This window comes from Pseudomonas sp. PKS (assembly GCF_051913525.1).
Lineage (GTDB): Bacteria > Pseudomonadota > Gammaproteobacteria > Pseudomonadales > Pseudomonadaceae > Aquipseudomonas > Aquipseudomonas guariconensis_D.
This window is the reverse complement of the sequence record NZ_JBEGDO010000007.1, coordinates 144,781-160,673: the sequence shown is the minus strand read 5'-3', so window position 1 is coordinate 160,673 and position 15,893 is coordinate 144,781. Positions and strand designations below refer to the sequence as shown.

The 15,893-nt window shown below is 63.5% G+C and carries 18 protein-coding genes; 9 read left to right on the top strand and 9 right to left on the bottom strand.

Translation table 11 applies throughout. The features are described 5' to 3' along the window. From metW to ABOA88_RS10075, 5 genes are read left to right on the top strand one after another with little or no spacing between them, the layout of a single operon-like run. Nucleotides 1-621 (top strand): methionine biosynthesis protein MetW, encoded by a 621-nt coding sequence (metW, locus tag ABOA88_RS10095; RefSeq protein ID WP_196171019.1) that lies wholly within the window; start codon nt 1-3, stop codon nt 619-621. Between the two features lie 31 nt (nt 622-652). Next, nucleotides 653-1,087, top strand: coding sequence for a DUF4426 domain-containing protein (locus ABOA88_RS10090; protein WP_196171020.1), 435 nt, complete (start codon nt 653-655; stop codon nt 1,085-1,087). Beyond that, on the top strand, nt 1,084-1,680 hold the full coding sequence (rdgB, locus tag ABOA88_RS10085) for an RdgB/HAM1 family non-canonical purine NTP pyrophosphatase (protein ID WP_196171021.1): 597 nt from the start codon (nt 1,084-1,086) through the stop codon (nt 1,678-1,680). Before ABOA88_RS10090 ends, rdgB begins: the two co-directional genes overlap by 4 nt. Then, nucleotides 1,677-2,864 carry a radical SAM family heme chaperone HemW gene (hemW, locus tag ABOA88_RS10080; protein ID WP_196171022.1) on the top strand — a complete coding sequence of 396 codons (1,188 nt, stop codon included), beginning with the start codon at nt 1,677-1,679 and terminating at the stop codon, nt 2,862-2,864. Before rdgB ends, hemW begins: the two co-directional genes overlap by 4 nt. 9 nt (nt 2,865-2,873) lie before the next feature. Then, a complete protein-coding gene (locus ABOA88_RS10075; protein WP_043208627.1) occupies nt 2,874-3,200 on the top strand; it encodes a DUF3392 family protein in 327 nt (108 codons plus the stop codon). Between the two features lie 44 nt (nt 3,201-3,244). On the opposite strand, the gene ABOA88_RS10070 is transcribed toward ABOA88_RS10075, so the two are convergent. The 5 genes from ABOA88_RS10070 to ABOA88_RS10050 all read right to left on the bottom strand — a co-directional run bounded on the left by ABOA88_RS10070 (nt 3,245) and on the right by ABOA88_RS10050 (nt 7,051). Next, a complete protein-coding gene (locus ABOA88_RS10070) occupies nt 3,245-4,654 on the bottom strand; it encodes a hypothetical protein (protein WP_367851512.1) in 1,410 nt (469 codons plus the stop codon). 142 nt (nt 4,655-4,796) lie between these two features. Next, on the bottom strand, nt 4,797-5,519 hold the full coding sequence (gene trmB / locus ABOA88_RS10065) for a tRNA (guanosine(46)-N7)-methyltransferase TrmB (RefSeq protein ID WP_196171024.1): 723 nt from the start codon (nt 5,517-5,519) through the stop codon (nt 4,797-4,799). A 9-nt stretch (nt 5,520-5,528) separates the two neighbouring features. Further along, nucleotides 5,529-6,323, bottom strand: a complete 795-nt coding sequence (locus ABOA88_RS10060) for a thiazole synthase (RefSeq protein WP_043208630.1) — start codon at nt 6,321-6,323, stop codon at nt 5,529-5,531. Nucleotides 6,324-6,375: 52 nt separating this feature from the next. Beyond that, on the bottom strand, nt 6,376-6,576 hold the full coding sequence (thiS, locus tag ABOA88_RS10055) for a sulfur carrier protein ThiS (protein ID WP_028689131.1): 201 nt from the start codon (nt 6,574-6,576) through the stop codon (nt 6,376-6,378). A gap of 103 nt (nt 6,577-6,679) precedes the next feature. Then, nucleotides 6,680-7,051, bottom strand: a complete 372-nt coding sequence (locus ABOA88_RS10050; protein ID WP_196171025.1) for a DUF423 domain-containing protein — start codon at nt 7,049-7,051, stop codon at nt 6,680-6,682. 64 nt (nt 7,052-7,115) lie between these two features. On the opposite strand from ABOA88_RS10050, the gene mtgA reads away from it, so the two are divergent. After that, nucleotides 7,116-7,814, top strand: coding sequence for a monofunctional biosynthetic peptidoglycan transglycosylase (gene mtgA, locus ABOA88_RS10045; RefSeq protein ID WP_196171026.1), 699 nt, complete (start codon nt 7,116-7,118; stop codon nt 7,812-7,814). A 95-nt stretch (nt 7,815-7,909) separates the two neighbouring features. On the opposite strand, the gene rpoH is transcribed toward mtgA, so the two are convergent. The 4 genes from rpoH to ftsY form a co-directional block, all read right to left on the bottom strand. After that, a complete protein-coding gene (gene rpoH / locus ABOA88_RS10040) occupies nt 7,910-8,764 on the bottom strand; it encodes an RNA polymerase sigma factor RpoH (RefSeq protein WP_043208632.1) in 855 nt (284 codons plus the stop codon). A 112-nt stretch (nt 8,765-8,876) separates the two neighbouring features. Beyond that, nucleotides 8,877-9,902, bottom strand: a complete 1,026-nt coding sequence (gene ftsX / locus ABOA88_RS10035; RefSeq protein ID WP_043208634.1) for a permease-like cell division protein FtsX — start codon at nt 9,900-9,902, stop codon at nt 8,877-8,879. Beyond that, on the bottom strand, nt 9,899-10,570 hold the full coding sequence (ftsE, locus tag ABOA88_RS10030; RefSeq protein WP_043208636.1) for a cell division ATP-binding protein FtsE: 672 nt from the start codon (nt 10,568-10,570) through the stop codon (nt 9,899-9,901). Before ftsE ends, ftsX begins: the two co-directional genes overlap by 4 nt. Beyond that, nucleotides 10,567-12,075: a signal recognition particle-docking protein FtsY gene (gene ftsY / locus ABOA88_RS10025; protein WP_367851511.1), complete on the bottom strand. Its 1,509-nt coding sequence runs from the start codon at nt 12,073-12,075 to the stop codon at nt 10,567-10,569. Before ftsY ends, ftsE begins: the two co-directional genes overlap by 4 nt. Nucleotides 12,076-12,305: 230 nt before the next feature. On the opposite strand from ftsY, the gene ABOA88_RS10020 reads away from it, so the two are divergent. From ABOA88_RS10020 to rsmD, 3 genes are read left to right on the top strand one after another with little or no spacing between them, the layout of a single operon-like run. Beyond that, nucleotides 12,306-13,661 (top strand): M16 family metallopeptidase, encoded by a 1,356-nt coding sequence (locus ABOA88_RS10020; RefSeq protein WP_196171028.1) that lies wholly within the window; start codon nt 12,306-12,308, stop codon nt 13,659-13,661. Continuing rightward, the gene (locus ABOA88_RS10015) at nt 13,654-15,150 is read left to right on the top strand and encodes a M16 family metallopeptidase (protein WP_196171029.1); all 1,497 of its coding nucleotides are present in this window, start codon (nt 13,654-13,656) and stop codon (nt 15,148-15,150) included. Before ABOA88_RS10020 ends, ABOA88_RS10015 begins: the two co-directional genes overlap by 8 nt. Beyond that, nucleotides 15,150-15,752: a 16S rRNA (guanine(966)-N(2))-methyltransferase RsmD gene (gene rsmD / locus ABOA88_RS10010; protein ID WP_196171030.1), complete on the top strand. Its 603-nt coding sequence runs from the start codon at nt 15,150-15,152 to the stop codon at nt 15,750-15,752. Before ABOA88_RS10015 ends, rsmD begins: the two co-directional genes overlap by 1 nt. The last annotated feature ends 141 nt before the right edge of the window (nt 15,753-15,893 follow it).

The window sequence follows — 15,893 nt, the reverse complement described above, 5'->3', positions numbered from 1 at the left end:
ATGAGAGCCGACCTGGAAATCATCCACGACTGGATCCCCGCCGGCAGCCGGGTACTCGACCTGGGCTGCGGTAACGGCGAGCTGCTGGCCTCGTTGCGCGATCGCAAGAACGTCACCGGCTACGGGCTGGAGATCGACGCCGACAACATCGCCGCCTGCGTGGCCAAAGGTGTCAACGTCATCGAGCAGGACCTGGACAAAGGGCTGGGCAACTTCGCCAGCAACAGCTTCGACGTGGTGGTCATGACCCAGGCCCTGCAGGCCGTGGAGTACCCTGACCGCATCCTCGACGAAATGCTGCGCGTGGGCCGCGAGTGCATCATCACCTTCCCCAACTTCGGCCACTGGCGTTGCCGCTGGTACCTGGCGACCAAGGGCCACATGCCCGTCTCGGACTTCATGCCGTACACCTGGTACAACACGCCAAACATCCACTTCTGCACCTTCGCCGACTTCGAGGACCTGTGCCACGAGCGTCACGCCAAGGTGATCGACCGCCTGGCGGTCGACCGTCTGCACCGTAATGGGTGGGCAGGCCGGCTTTGGCCTAATCTTCTAGGAGAAATCGGTATCTATCGCGTCAGCAGCCGAGGCCTGCAGGAACATCAGGTCGCGGTCTGACCTCGAGCCCATCCCACTGGAGGATCGCACCATGCGTCGCCTAGCACTTTTCTTGATCAGCCTGTGCCTGGCCTTGCCAGTACTGGCTGCAGACCCCGCCAGGCCGGAACGCAAGGAAGTCTTCGGCGACGTGACGGTCCACTACAGCGCCTTTACCTCAAGCATGCTGCAACCGGAAGTGGCCGCGGCCACGGGCCTGACCCGCAGCAAGAACCAGGGCGTGCTCAACATCGCCGTGCTCAAGGCCGGCAAGCCAGGCATGGCAGTGGTCAGCGGCACCGTGAAGGACCTCACCGGGCGGAGCAGCCCGCTGTCGTTCAAGCAGATCACCGACCAGGGCGCGGTTTACTACATCGCCCAGTTCAAGATCGACCAGGCAGAAACCCTGACCTTCGACCTGAACGTCGAGACCGGCGGCGTCAGCCACAAACTCAGCTTCAATCAGGAAGTGTTCCCAGGCGAATGATGAATTTCCAACAACTCGTATTGGCCAGCCACAACGCCGGCAAACTCAAGGAACTCCAGGCCATGCTCGGCGAGTCCGTGCGACTGCGTTCGATCGGTGAGTTCAGCCAGGTCGAGCCGGAGGAGACCGGCCTGTCGTTCGTCGAGAACGCCATCCTCAAGGCACGCAACGCTTCTCGCATCTCCGGCCTGCCAGCCCTGGCCGACGATTCGGGCCTGGCGGTGGACGCTCTTGGCGGAGCACCGGGTATCTACTCGGCGCGCTATGCCGACGGCAAGGGCGATGCGGCGAACAACGCCAAGCTGCTCGAAGCCCTCCAGGATGTGCCCGCCGCAGAACGCGGCGCGCAGTTCGTCTGCGTGCTGGCCTTGGTGCGTCACGCCGATGACCCACTGCCGATTCTGTGCGAAGGGTTGTGGCATGGCAGCATTCTGTTCGAGGCCAGCGGCGAGCACGGGTTTGGCTACGACCCGTTGTTCTGGGTCCCGGAGCGCAAGTGCTCCAGCGCCGACCTCAGCCCTGTCGAAAAAAACCAGCTCAGCCACCGCGCCCGCGCCATGGCCCTGCTGCGTCAACGTCTGGGCCTGGCATGACCGAAACGCTGTCCACCCAGCTGCGCCATTGCGGCGCGGCAGGTTTCGCCGCACTCCCGCCCCTGGCGTTGTATATCCATATCCCCTGGTGCGTGCGCAAATGCCCTTACTGCGACTTCAATTCTCACGCTGCCGGGCCTGATCTGCCGGAAGAGGCCTACGTCGATGCGCTGCTGACCGACCTCGATCAGGAGATGGCTGCGGTCCAGGGGCGCCCCATCAGCTCGATCTTCTTCGGCGGCGGCACTCCAAGCCTGTTCAGCGCCAAGGCCTTGGGGCGTTTGCTGCGCGGCGTGGAGCAGCGCATCCCGTTCGCCGTCGACATCGAAATTACCTTGGAAGCCAACCCAGGGACCTTCGAGCAGGAGAAATTCAAGGAGTACCGGCAAACCGGCATCAATCGCTTGTCCATCGGCGTACAGAGCTTCCAGCCCGCCAAGCTCCAAGCCCTGGGGCGCATACACAACGGCGACGAGGCGATCCGCGCCGCGGACATGGCACGCGCAGCGGGCTTCGACAACTTCAACATGGACTTGATGCACGGCCTGCCCGACCAGTCCCTGGACGACGCCTTGGCCGACCTGCGCCAGGCCATCGAGTTGGCGCCGACGCACCTGTCCTGGTACCAGCTGACGGTGGAACCGAACACGGTGTTCTGGAACCAGCCGCCGGAACTGCCCGAAGACGACATCCTCTGGGACATCCAGGAGGCCGGCCAGGCCCTGATGGCGGCGAACGGCTTCCAGCAGTACGAGGTCTCGGCGTATGCGCAGCCGGGCCGGGCCGCGCGCCACAACCTCAACTATTGGCGCTTCGGCGACTTCATCGGCATCGGTGCCGGGGCCCACGGCAAACTGACTTTTGCCGACGGCCGCATCCTGCGCACCTGGAAGACCCGCCTACCCAAGGACTACCTGAACCTGGCCAAGCCGTTCAAGGCCGGCGAAAAGCTGCTTCCAGCGCAGGAGTTGCCGTTCGAGTTCCTGATGAACGCCCTGCGCCTGACCCAGGGCGTGGAAGCCGAGCTATTCACCCAGCGTACCGGCTTGCCCCTGTCGCAGCTGGCAGAGGCCCGGCGTGAGGCAGAACGAAAGGGCCTTTTGCAGGTCGAACCGGATCGATTGGTGGCCACACCACGAGGCCAGTTGTTCCTCAATGACCTGTTGCAGTATTTCTTGACCTAAGGATGACCCATGGATTTGGTACTTGACCTGCTCGCGACCGTCTCCCGCTGGAGCCGCAGCAACCTGTCGGAGATTTCCCTGGCCTTGGTAGGCTGCATGCTGGTGCTGTTTGGCACCGACATCAAGGGCTGGGTGGAACAACGCCTGGGCGGCCTGGCCGGCGCCCTGCGCGTCCCCTTCATGGCGTTGCTGGTGATGATCGGCAGCGGCGCGGCGCTGATCTACGCAACGCCGTGGGTGGTGAAAGGCTTGGCCCAGTTCAACAACTATGCTCTGGCGCCGGTATTGTTGGTCGTACTGGTATTGATCGGCGTGGTGGCTGATCGGCGGGGGTAAAGGCAGGGGCGCGCGGCTGCATGGCTGCTTGCGCCTCATTCAAATCAGGGTTGCAACCGTACCTCTACAGGGACTGAACGCTGTCCGGCATGATCAATGCCCACCGCACACAGCCGTGTATCCTGCCTGACCACGATCTTTCCCGTCGCCGTAGCGGGTAAATCTCCGTAACTCCGAGGGTTGGCGCAGTCAGTGCCCTGCCAAGGGCCCAGCTTGAATTCCACCCCCCGGAACAAGAGGTGCTTAGAGGGAAAACGCACTCGGTAAGTCTTGCCTCCGTAAGGGTCGTAGTAGGGCGTGCTGATCTTCAGCTTCGGCTGCGCAGCCGGCCCCGGCTGGTGCACTACCACCGGCAGAGCCACGGCGTTGCGGTTGGCAGGCGCGAGAACACCGGGCTCAAGTCCCCAAATGCATAACGCCAGCACCGTCGGATTGGTCGGCGAAAGGGTGAATCCCTCCAAGGGGAGATTCAGTGCAGCCCCTGATGCTTGCGGCGCGCCATACCCATCCGATTCCTCGCACTGTTCCGGCCACTGCGCGAGCTTTGCCTGGTACAGAGAAGTCGTCGAATACACCGAAGAGTCGATGAGCATTGCCGCTTGATCGGATTGCTTGTAGATCAGACGAACATCCTCGTCTTTCTCCACCTCGACATTGAAGACATTGCCCAACCCACAACCCTGGGCCTCGGCGCTGAAACGCCCTTGATGCAAGCACGCTGGAAGGAAGCTCAGGTCCGCTGCATGGGCACCCCTTGCCACACTGCTATGCACGACCGCCAGGACACCATGATTGATGGCATCCACGATCGGGCTACCGGAGTCCCCGTCGTGCAGGCTCACGTCGTCCAACATCAACAGGTGTCGAAACAAGGTTCCCTCACCGGTCAGCATGTCGATCCATGGCAGTGCTTGTTCCGGCCAACTGGCGACACCTTGACTGACACCGTTCTGGCGCGTCGCGGCAATGACCGTTTCGTTATCGATTGCCTTGCGTCCCGCCAGCGCCAAAGGCGTTACGCCCAATGCCTTGAGCGCGCCTTGGGTCTGATGCAATTCGAAAATGGCGAAGTCCAGACCTCGACGTGATGCGTATCGCACATGGGCGACCTCGAAGGTTGCGTCTGGAAGGCCCCTGAACCTGACCAGGCCGATCCCCGCCAGTTGCGTAGCGACTTGATCGAACACGTCGAGCACTGCATGCCCGCTGCCCACCAGCAAGGCAGGCGCGGCGTCGTTGCCGCTGTCGATCAGAAATGCAGTGCTCTTCTCGACTTTGTGCAAACCGAAATCCAGGCCACTGTCGCTGAGCGGGCGCTGGTACATCGCAAGGGCGGAGGTATCCAGCCCGCCCCCACTGGAAGTGGATTCAGCGCTGACCACCGTCGGAGCACCCAGCAGGGCACCGACCAACAGCGAACGCAGTAGAGACAAGAGATAATGCTTTGTGTACATGTTGAGCCTCCTGGCCTTTCCGGGCGTCATTACCCGAGCACAGGAGGCTCACATAGCGCATGGGCTGTGGTGACATATCATGGGCTATGAACATGTCAAAACAGACATACAAGAAGAGGCATGCAGCGCCTCCTCTGAAGGATCAGGCCAGCTTTTCGAACTTCAAATCCCACACCCCATGCCCCAGTCGCTCGCCACGGCGCTCGAACTTGGTGATCGGGCGCTCCTCTGGGCGCGGGACATAGGTGCCGTCGGCGGCCTGGTTGCGGTAGCCCGGGGCGACGCTCATCACCTCCAGCATATGCTCGGCATAGGGCTCCCAGTCGGTGGCCATATGGAACACACCGCCCACCTTGAGCTTGCGACGCACGAGCTCGGCGAACTCCGGCTGGACGATACGACGCTTGTGGTGGCGCGCCTTGTGCCATGGGTCAGGGAAGAACAGCATCAAGCGGTCGAGGCTGTTGTCGGCCACGCAGCGGTTGAGCACTTCGATGGCATCGCAATCATACACGCGCAGGTTCTTCAGGCCCTGGGTGAGCACACCGTTGAGCAGCGCGCCGACACCAGGACGGTGTACTTCGACACCGATGAAGTCCAGCTCAGGCGAGGCAGCAGCCATTTCCAGCAGGGAATGACCCATGCCGAAGCCGATCTCCAGGGTACGGGGCGCCGAACGCCCGAACACCTGGTCGTAGTCCACCGGGCTATCGGCCAGGGGCAGGATGAACAGCGGACCGCCCTGTTCCAGACCACGCTGCTGGCCTTCGGTCATGCGCCCGGCGCGCATCACGAAGCTCTTGATGCGGCGGTGTGGGCGCGCTTCGCCGTCGGTGGTAATCGGCGTTTCTTGCGATTCAGTCATCAGAGGCTCTTACTTGATCAGACCTTCCAGCGGCGACGAGGCGCTGGCATAGAGTTTCTTCGGCATGCGCCCGGCCAGGTAAGCCATGCGACCAGCGACGATTGCGTGCTTCATGGCTTCGGCCATCAGCACCGGTTGCTGGGCATGAGCGATGGCCGAGTTCATCAGCACTGCCTCGCATCCCATCTCCATGGCGATGGTCGCGTCAGAGGCCGTACCGACGCCCGCATCGACCAGCACCGGTACCTTGGACTCTTCCAGGATGATTTGCAGGTTGTAGGGGTTGCAGATACCCAGGCCAGTGCCGATCAGACCTGCCAGCGGCATCACCGCGATGCAGCCGGCTTCAGCCAACTGGCGGGCGATGATCGGATCGTCACTGGTATAGACCATTACATCGAAACCGTCTTTGACCAGCACTTCGGCGGCCTTGAGGGTCTCGATCACGTTGGGGAACAGGGTTTTCTGGTCGGCCAGGACTTCCAGCTTCACCAGGTTGTGGCCATCGAGCAGTTCTCGGGCCAGGCGGCAGGTGCGCACTGCCTCGACCGCGTCGTAACAACCGGCAGTGTTCGGCAGGATGGTGTAGCGATCGGGAGGCAGCACGTCGAGCAGGTTCGGCTCGCCCGGGTTCTGGCCGATGTTGGTACGGCGCACGGCGACAGTGACGATTTCGGCACCCGAGGCCTCGATGGCCAGGCGGGTTTCTTCCATGTCACGGTACTTGCCGGTGCCAACCAGCAGGCGCGACTGGAAAGTGCGCCCGGCCAGGGTAAAGGGCTTGTCGCTACGAACGTTGCTCATCGTGGATCCTCGGGAAAAGGTTACGGGACTTGCAGGTGAATCACCGGTCGGATCAGCCGCCACCGATGGCATGGACCACTTCGACCTGGTCGCCTTCACTGAGCCGCGTGCTTTCGTGCTGGCTACGCGGGACGATATCCAGGTTCAGTTCCACCGCCACCCGGCGACCAGCGAGCTCCAGCCGGCCCAGCAGGGCAGCGACGCTCTCGCCATCGGGCAATTCGTAAGGTTCACCGTTCAGTTGAATGCGCATGCGCACGGCCACCATTGTGCTTTGGGGGTCGGCATTCTAGCCCTGATCCGCACTTCAACCCAAGGCCAGCCGACGCCATTAGTCGCGATTGTGGACCACTTGGTCAGCTCAGGCGCCAGGCCGCCAGCCCCAGACACAACCAACCGGCCAGAAAGCACAGACCCCCGATGGGCGTGATGATGCCAAGCTTGCCCAGGCCACTGAGGGTCAGCACGTACAAACTACCGGAGAACAGCACGATTCCAACGGCGAACAGACCACCGGCCCAACCGACCAACCGACCTGGCAGGTGCACAGACAGCAGCGCGACGCCGAACAACGCCAGGGCATGCACCAACTGGTAGGTCACGCCGGTATGGAAGATCGCCAGGTAGTCAGCCGTCAGGCGGCTCTTCAGTCCATGGGCGGCGAAGGCACCCAAACCGACCCCGGTGAAGCCGAAGAAAGCGGCGAGCATCAGGAAGCTGCGAAGCATGGGACGACTCCTCGGAAGGGGTCTGTATAATGGCCGGTTCCAACGGTCCGGCCAAGCCATCACCATGCTGTCATCCCTTATCCGTCGCCTCGCCCGCGCCCTGCTCTGGTTCGCCGCCGGCAGCATCGTCGTGGTGCTGGCCCTGCGCTGGATACCGCCACCGGGCACGGCGCTGATGGTCGAGCGCAAGGTGCATTCCTGGGTCAACGGCGAGCCGATCGACCTGCAGCGTGAATGGACGCCTTGGGAACGGATCTCCGACGACCTCAAAGTCGCAGTCATTGCTGGCGAGGACCAGAAGTTCGCCAGCCATTGGGGCTTCGACCTGCCGGCGATCCAGGCTGCATTGGCCTACAACGAGCGCGGCGGCAAGATCCGGGGTGCCAGCACCCTGACCCAGCAGGTCGCCAAGAACCTGTTCCTCTGGTCCGGCCGCAGCTGGCTGCGCAAAGGCCTGGAGGCCTGGTTCACCGGGCTGATCGAGCTGTTCTGGTCGAAGGAGCGGATTCTCGAGGTCTATTTGAACAGCGCCGAATGGGGCAAGGGTGTGTTCGGGGCACAGGCTGCTGCCCGCTACCACTTTGGCGTCGATGCCAACCGTCTTTCCCGCCAGCAGGCCGCTCAACTGGCTGCCGTACTGCCCAGCCCGCTGAAATGGAGCGCCAGCCGGCCCAGCGCCTATGTCGCCAGCCGCGCTGGGTGGATTCGCCGGCAGATGAGCCAACTGGGTGGGCCGAGCTACCTGATGCAACTGCGCCCTTGAGAATCCGCAGCGAAGACCACCCGCCCCTTTCATGAAGCCAAAAAAAAGCCGCATGCCCAAAGGCAAGCGGCTTTTCGTGTACGGCCAGGACTTGATCAGATTGTGATCAGCGCCTTGACCTTGTTCATTGCGTTCTTTTCCAGCTGGCGAATCCGCTCGGCCGAAACACTGTACTTGTCCGCCAACTCATGCAGCGTTGCCTTTTCCTCGGCCAGCCAACGCTGATAGAGGATGTCACGGCTGCGCTCATCAAGACCCTGCAACGCAACGTGCAGGTTGCTGGTGGAGTTGTCGCTCCAGTCTGCATCTTCCAGCTGTACGGCCGGGTCGTAGCGGTGGTCTTCCAGATAATGCGCAGGCGACTGGAAAGCGCTGTCGTCGTCGGCCTCGGCCGCCGGGTCGAAAGCCATGTCCTGGCCACTCAAGCGACTTTCCATCTCGCGCACTTCACGGGGTTCGACACCCAGGCTCTCGGCCACGCGATGGACTTCTTCATTGTTCAGCCAGGCCAGACGCTTCTTCTGGCTGCGCAGGTTGAAGAACAGCTTGCGCTGGGCCTTGGTGGTGGCCACCTTGACGATGCGCCAGTTGCGCAGGATGAACTCATGGATCTCGGCCTTGATCCAGTGCACCGCGAAGGACACCAGACGCACGCCCATTTCCGGGTTGAAACGCTTTACCGCCTTCATCAGGCCGACGTTACCTTCCTGGATCAGGTCGGCCTGGGCCAGCCCGTAGCCAGCATAGCTACGAGCGATATGTACGACGAAACGCAGGTGGGCCATCACCATTTGCCGAGCGGCCTCGAGATCCTGCTCGTAGTAGAGACGCTCGGCCAGTTCACGCTCCTGCTCGGCCGTCAGCAGGGGAATGCTGTTGACCGTGTGCACATAGGCTTCCAGGTTTGCACCGGGAACCAGGGCATATGCAGGCTGCAACGAATTGGTCATTCAAGAACCTCCGACTTACTAAACTCGCGCCTTGTGGGCACTGCCAACATTGACCGGGAACCACAAAAAAAGTTCCCAGAATGGTAAAAAAGTCAATGCTGGCGCAAAAACATTATCGTGGTGCCAGCTCGTTCAGGTGACGAGCGACCGCGATCCACGCACCGATATACCCCAACAGTACAGCACCGATCAAGAGCGAAAGTCCATCTGACCCCGGCACACCTGCCAGTGCGAAATCACTCCCGTACAGCCCGGAAAGGTCAACAACCGCGTCGTTGAGCCAGTCCAGCGAGAACGCCAGGATCCCCCACGCCAACACGCCGGCACCCAGGCCGTAGAGCGCACCCATGTAGAGGAAAGGCCGGCGCACATAGCTGTCGGTGCCGCCCACCAGCTTGATCACTTCGATCTCGATGCGGCGGTTCTCAATATGTAGACGAATTGTGTTACCGATTACTAACAGCAGCGCCGAAATCAGCAGAACAGCCAAGCCGAAGACAAACCGGTCACCCAACTTGAGAATCGCCGCCAGACGCTCGACCCAGACCAGATCCAGCTGTGCCACTTCGACTCGCGGTAATTCCGACAGCCGTTGGCGCAGGGCTTCCAGAGCCGGCTTGTCGACCTCTGTCGGAGTCACCACCACAACGCCAGGCAGCGGGTTGTCCGGTAGCTCGCGCAGGGCCTCGCCCAAACCGGACTGCTGCTGGAATTCCTCCAGCGCCTGCTCGCGGCTGACGTACTGGGCATCGGCCACACCGGGCATGCCTTTGATCTCGTCGCGCAGCGCTTCGCCTTCACGGCTGCCGGCATCGAGCTTGAGGTACAAGGAAATCTGCGCGGCGCGCTGCCAGGAGCCGCCGAGCTTCTCGACGTTCTTGAGCAGCAACGACAGCCCCATGGGCATGCTCAGGGCCACGGCCATCACCAGGCAGGTGAAGAAACTGCCGATCGGCTGCTTGCCCAGGCGGCGCAAGCTGTCGATCAGGCTGGCGCGGTGGCTCTCCAGCCAGGCGTGCAGCAGGCTGCGAAAATCCGGGCCATCGTCATCGTGACCGCCGCGCTGCTTGGACGGCTGCGGATCGGCAGCCTTCGGCGCAACACGCTCGGATACCTTAGGCGTACGTGTAGTGGTCATTGCCCGGCCTCCCCATCGCCGATCAGACGACCGCGCTGCAGAGTCAGCATGCGGTGCCGCATGCGCGCGATCAGCGCCAGGTCGTGACTGGCGATCAATACGGTGGTCCCCAGGCGGTTGATGTCCTCGAACACGCCCATGATTTCCGCGGCCAGGCGCGGGTCCAGGTTACCGGTAGGTTCGTCTGCCAGCAGCAAGGCCGGCTGGTGAACGATGGCACGGGCGATACCCACCCGCTGCTGCTGGCCCGTTGACAGGTCGGCCGGGAACAGCTCGCCCTTGTCGCTCAGGGACACACGCTCCAGGGCCGAGTCCACGCGCTTGGCGATCTCGGGTTTGGACAGCCCGAGAATCTGCAGCGGCAGGGCGATGTTGTTGAAGACGGTGCGATCGAACAGCAGTTGGTGGTTCTGGAACACCACGCCGATTTGCCGGCGCAGGAACGGGATCTGCGCATTGCTGATCTGGCCCAGGTCCTGCCCGGCCAGCAGCAGCTTGCCGCTGGTCGGACGCTCCATGGCCAGCAATAGACGCAGCAAGGTGCTCTTGCCCGCGCCCGAGTGCCCGGTGACGAACAGGAACTCGCCCCGGCGCGCCCGGAAGCTCAGCTCATGCAAGCCGACATGGCCATTGGGATAGCGCTTGGCAACCTGTTCGAATCGGATCATGGGTGCTCCCGCTCGGCAAACAGGGCTTTGACGAACGGCTCGGCCTCGAAGGTGCGCAGGTCGTCGATGCCCTCGCCGACACCGATGAAGCGGATCGGCAGGTTGAATTGCTTGGCCAGGGCGAAGATCACCCCGCCCTTGGCGGTGCCGTCCAGCTTGGTCAGGGCGAGGCCTGTCAGCTCGACGCTCTGGTTGAAGTACTTGGCTTGGCTGATGGCGTTCTGGCCGGTGCCGGCATCGAGCACCAGCAGCACCTCGTGGGGCGCCTCGGCGTCGAGCTTGCCAATGACCCGACGGACCTTCTTGAGCTCTTCCATCAGGTTGTCCTTGGTGTGCAGGCGACCGGCGGTATCAGCGATCAGTACATCGACGCCCCGTGCCTTGGCGGCCTGCACGGCGTCGAAGATCACCGAGGCGGAATCCGCACCGGTGTGCTGGGCAATGACCGGAATCTGGTTGCGCTCGCCCCACACCTGCAACTGCTCCACCGCCGCGGCGCGGAAGGTATCGCCAGCGGCCAACATGACCTTCTTGCCTTCAAGCTGCAGCTTCTTGGCCAGCTTGCCGATGGTGGTGGTCTTGCCGGCGCCGTTGACGCCCACGACCAGGATCACGTACGGCTTGTTCTGGACCTGGACTTTCAGCGGCTGCTCGACCGGGCGCAGCAGGGCGGCCAGTTCTTCCTGCAGTGACTTGTACAGGGCATCGGCGTCGGCCAACTGCTTGCGGGCGACCTTCTGCGTCAGGTTCTGGACGATGACCGAAGTGGCTTCGACGCCGACGTCGGCGGTCAGCAGACGGGTCTCGATCTCGTCGAGCAGGTCGTCGTCGATGGCCTTCTTGCCCAGGAACAGGCTGGCCATGCCTTCGCCGATGCTGGCGCTGGTCTTGGACAGGCCCTGCTTGAGGCGGGCGAAGAAGCCGGGTTTGGCGGGTTCGGCGACAGCCGGCGCGGGAGCCTCGGCCGGCTCTGGTTCGGGCTCACGCGGTGTCGGTGCTGGCTCGACGGGTGCCTTGGGCGCCTCGGGAGTGGCCACCGGGGCCACCTCGACCACTGGACGCTCAGGAATGACGGGCGGGGCCTTGGGCTCCAGGTCCGGGACCAGGGCCACGGGCTCTTCGGCCACCGGCAGCACCAGGTTGCTCACCGGCGCCGCAGGCGCGACCACTGGCGGCACGGCCTGTACAGGCGCGGAGGCGACCGGCTCCGGAGCAGGCGCCTGCAGCGGCATGGACGCGACCGGCTCAGGCTGCGGGGCCTGCAAAGGCTCGGATGCGACCGGCTCTGGGGTCGGTGCTGTAATGACCGGGGCCACCGGCTCGGCCGGAACAACCTCGGGCTGCTCTACGGAAGCCTGCGGCGCGGCCGGTTCTACGGTTTGCGGTTCAGGGGTTTGCGGCTGTTCGGCGACAGGTTGCTGCGGCTTCTTGCGAAACCAGCTGAACAGGCCTTTCTTTTCGCCAGCCTCGGCCGGCGCTTTTTTGTCGTCGTTGGAACCAAACATGGAAGACGGCTATCTCAGGGTAGCGATGGGCCATCAGCGGCGCATCGGGAATTCTCTAAACGCAGAACAGACTATTTTGAATCCGGCTGGTTCATGCGCAATATTTTGTCGTCAGGCCTGCGGGCCAGAACGGCGACAGGCATGGTCGCCAGGCAACCGGATCAGTATCCTAGCACCTCCTGGCCCGCCGACGCTAAACCCTGCGGGCCGCCGTACAGGTTATCCAACGTATGAATGCTCTAGCCCGCCGCGCCGCTGGCCTGTTGCTCAGCACGCTCTGCCTGCCGTTCGCGGCCCTTGCCGCCGATCCGCAACCCACCCACGAGTTCATCCTCGACAACGGCCTGAAAGTGGTCGTGCGCGAAGACCATCGCGCACCGGTGGTGGTCTCGCAGATCTGGTACAAGGTCGGCTCCAGCTACGAGACGCCAGGCCAGACCGGCCTGTCCCATGCTCTCGAGCACATGATGTTCAAGGGCAGTGCCAAGATCGGTCCGGGCGAAGCTTCACGCATCCTGCGCGACCTGGGCGCTGAAGAAAACGCCTTCACCAGCGACGACTACACCGCCTACTACCAAGTGCTGGCCCGCGACCGCCTGCCGGTGGCCCTGGAGCTCGAAGCCGACCGCCTGGCGAGCCTGCGCCTGCCGGCCGATGAGTTCACCCGCGAAATCGAAGTCATCAAGGAAGAACGCCGCCTGCGCACGGACGACCAGCCCAATGCCAAGGCCTATGAGCTGTTTCGCGCGATGGCCTATCCGGCCAGTGGCTATCACACACCGACCATCGGCTGGATGGCCGACCTCGAGCGCATGAAGGTCGAGGAACTGCGCCACTGGTATGAATCCTGGTACGCACCGAACAATGCCACGCTGGTAGTCGTCGGCGATGTCACCCTCGACGAGGTCAAGGGCCTGGCGCAGAAGTACTTCGGCGCCATCCCCAAGCGGGCCGTTCCACCCGCCAAGCTGCCCCTGGAACTGGCCAAGCCTGGCCTGCGCCAGCTGACCCTGCACGTACGCACCCAGTTGCCAAGCCTGATCTACGGTTTCAACGTGCCCAGCCTGGCCACCGCCAAGGATGCACGCGCGGTCAATGCCCTGCGACTGATCTCGGCCCTGCTCGATGGCGGCTACAGCGCGCGCATGCCGTCGCGCCTGGAGCGCGGCCAGGAACTGGTGGCCGGCGCCTCGTCGGGCTACAACGCCTTCACCCGGGGCGACAGCCTGTTCATGATCTCGGCCACGCCGAACGTGCAGAAACAGAAAACCCTGGCCGACGTCGAGAAAGGCGTCTGGCAACTGCTCGACGAACTCAAGACCACCCCGCCCACCACCGAAGAGCTCGAACGCGTGCGCGCCCAAGTGATCGCCGGGCTGGTCTACGACCGTGACTCCATCAGCAGCCAGGCCACCACCATCGGCCAGCTGGAAACCGTGGGCCTGTCCTGGAAGCTGATCGACAGCGAGCTGGACGAGCTCAAGCGCGTGACCCCGCAGGACATCCAGGACGCCGCACGCACCTATTTCACCCGCGAACGCCTGAGCGTTGCCCATGTACTGCCCGAGGAGTCCGCTCATGAGTGATCGCAGCGCCCCCCGCTACACCTTGTTCGGCCTCGGGATCATCACCCTGGTCGTGGCCCTGGCCCTCGTGCTGGCCCGCCCGGCCCAGTCGGACAACGCCGCAAAGGCCCAGGACACGGCGGCGCGCCCGGCCAATACGTTGCAGTCGCTGGCCGAGCTGGACGGCAAGGCGCCCAGTCGGCGACAACTGAACATCCAAAGCTGGAGTACCGCCGAGGGCGCGCGGGTGCTGTTCGTCGAAGCGCGTGAGCTGCCGATGTTCGACCTGCGCCTGACCTTCGCGGCCGGCAGCAGCCAGGATGGCGATGTGCCGGGCCTGGCGACCCTGACCAACGCCATGCTCAACGAAGGCGTGGCCGGCAAGGACGTGACCGCCATCGCCCAAGGCTTCGAAGGCCTGGGGGCAGACTTTGGCAACGGCTCCTACCGCGACATGGCCGTGGCCACCCTGCGCAGCCTGAGCACCCCGGACAAGCGCGAGCCGGCTCTGAAACTGTTCGCCGAAGTGGTGGGCAAGCCGACGTTCCCGGATGACGCCCTCAAGCGCATCAAGAACCAGCTGCTGGCCGGCTTCGAGTACGAAAAGCAGAACCCGGGCAAGATCGCCGGCAAGACCCTGTTCAACCAGCTCTACGGCAACCACCCTTACGCCCACTCCAGCGATGGCAGCGCCGAAAGCATCCCTGGCATTACCCTGGCGCAGCTGCGGGCCTTCCACGCCAAGGCCTATGCTGCCGGCAATGCCGTGATCGCCCTGGTCGGTGACCTGAGCCGGGCCGAGGCTGAAGCCATCGCCGCCCAGGTCTCCAGCGCGCTGCCCAAGGGGCCGGCGCTGGCCAAGCCTGCTCAGCCGACAGAGCCCAAGCCGGGCCTGACCCACATCGACTTCCCGTCCAAGCAGACCCACCTGATGCTGGCGCAGCTGGGCATCGACCGCCAGGACCCGGACTGGCCGGCGTTGTCCCTGGGCAACCAGATCCTCGGCGGCGGCGCTTTCGGCACCCGCCTGATGAGCGAAGTGCGCGAGAAGCGCGGCCTGACCTATGGCGTGTACTCGGCCTTCAGCCCCATGCAGGTGCGCGGACCGTTCATGATCAATCTGCAGACACGCGCCGAACTGAGCGAAGGCACGCTCAAGCTGGTCCAGGACATCCTCGCCGATTACCTCGAGACCGGCCCCACCCAGCAAGAGCTGGACGATGCCAAGCGCGAGCTGGCCGGCAGCTTCCCGCTGTCGAACGCCAGCAACTCGAGCATCGTCGGCCAACTGGGCGCCATCGGTTTCTACAACCTGCCGCTGACCTGGCTCGAGGACTTCATGCAGCAGTCCCAGGCCTTGACCGTCAAGCAGGTCAAGGCTGCCATGAACAAGCACCTGGCAGCGGACAAGCTGGTGATCGTCACTGTCGGCCCGACCGTGGCGCAGAAACCGCTGCCGCCGCCCACTGACAAACCCGCCGAGCAGCAGCTCGGCATACCGGAGCACTAATGGCCAAGCCATCGACCCCTACCCGTCCGGGCCAGGCCCAGAGCAAGGGCCCAGGACACCTGCGCATCATCGCCGGCGAGTGGCGCAGCCGCCGTCTGACGGTCCCGGAAGGTGAAGGCCTGCGGCCGACGCCGGACCGGGTCCGCGAAACCCTGTTCAACTGGTTGGCGCCCTATATCGAGGGTGCCCTGGTGCTGGATGCCTTCACCGGCAGTGGCGCCCTGGTACTCGAGGCCCTGTCGCGCGGTGCCAAGGATGCAGTCGCCCTGGACAGCAACCCAGCGGCCATCGCCAACCTCAAGGACAATCTGGAAGTGCTACGCTGCCCGCGTGGCCAGATCCTGCAGACCGATGCCCTGCGCTACCTGCAAGGTCCGGCCAAACAACAGTTCGACGTGGTGTTCCTCGACCCGCCCTTCCATCAGGACCTGCTGGCGGACACCTGCAACCTGCTGGAAGATCGCCAGTGGCTGAGCGACAGCGCCTGGGTCTACACCGAGAGCGAAGCGGCGCCTTCCACCTTGCAGATGCCCGGCAACTGGCGCTTGCACCGGGAGAAAAAGACCGGGCAGGTGCATTACGCGCTCTGGCAACGGGGCTGAACCGACGGTCTGCCTATTTATGTAACGCAGATGGGCCCTTTCTTTCGCTGAAGCTGCTCCGGCTTATCGCCCATGAGGAGCACTTCAGCGATGATTCCTTCCCCAACTCCACCTAGTCCGGCCCACACAGGTTGCGTCAGT

Coding starts and splice junctions, on each gene's coding strand:
- metW (WP_196171019.1), top strand. CDS start 1: ATGAGAGCCGACCTGGAAATCATCCACGACTGGATCCCCGCCGGCAGC.
- ABOA88_RS10090 (WP_196171020.1), top strand. CDS start 653: ATGCGTCGCCTAGCACTTTTCTTGATCAGCCTGTGCCTGGCCTTGCCA.
- rdgB (WP_196171021.1), top strand. CDS start 1,084: ATGATGAATTTCCAACAACTCGTATTGGCCAGCCACAACGCCGGCAAA.
- hemW (WP_196171022.1), top strand. CDS start 1,677: ATGACCGAAACGCTGTCCACCCAGCTGCGCCATTGCGGCGCGGCAGGT.
- ABOA88_RS10075 (WP_043208627.1), top strand. CDS start 2,874: ATGGATTTGGTACTTGACCTGCTCGCGACCGTCTCCCGCTGGAGCCGC.
- ABOA88_RS10070 (WP_367851512.1), bottom strand. CDS start 4,654: ATGTACACAAAGCATTATCTCTTGTCTCTACTGCGTTCGCTGTTGGTC.
- trmB (WP_196171024.1), bottom strand. CDS start 5,519: ATGACTGAATCGCAAGAAACGCCGATTACCACCGACGGCGAAGCGCGC.
- ABOA88_RS10060 (WP_043208630.1), bottom strand. CDS start 6,323: ATGAGCAACGTTCGTAGCGACAAGCCCTTTACCCTGGCCGGGCGCACT.
- thiS (WP_028689131.1), bottom strand. CDS start 6,576: ATGCGCATTCAACTGAACGGTGAACCTTACGAATTGCCCGATGGCGAG.
- ABOA88_RS10050 (WP_196171025.1), bottom strand. CDS start 7,051: ATGCTTCGCAGCTTCCTGATGCTCGCCGCTTTCTTCGGCTTCACCGGG.
- mtgA (WP_196171026.1), top strand. CDS start 7,116: ATGCTGTCATCCCTTATCCGTCGCCTCGCCCGCGCCCTGCTCTGGTTC.
- rpoH (WP_043208632.1), bottom strand. CDS start 8,764: ATGACCAATTCGTTGCAGCCTGCATATGCCCTGGTTCCCGGTGCAAAC.
- ftsX (WP_043208634.1), bottom strand. CDS start 9,902: ATGACCACTACACGTACGCCTAAGGTATCCGAGCGTGTTGCGCCGAAG.
- ftsE (WP_043208636.1), bottom strand. CDS start 10,570: ATGATCCGATTCGAACAGGTTGCCAAGCGCTATCCCAATGGCCATGTC.
- ftsY (WP_367851511.1), bottom strand. CDS start 12,075: ATGTTTGGTTCCAACGACGACAAAAAAGCGCCGGCCGAGGCTGGCGAA.
- ABOA88_RS10020 (WP_196171028.1), top strand. CDS start 12,306: ATGAATGCTCTAGCCCGCCGCGCCGCTGGCCTGTTGCTCAGCACGCTC.
- ABOA88_RS10015 (WP_196171029.1), top strand. CDS start 13,654: ATGAGTGATCGCAGCGCCCCCCGCTACACCTTGTTCGGCCTCGGGATC.
- rsmD (WP_196171030.1), top strand. CDS start 15,150: ATGGCCAAGCCATCGACCCCTACCCGTCCGGGCCAGGCCCAGAGCAAG.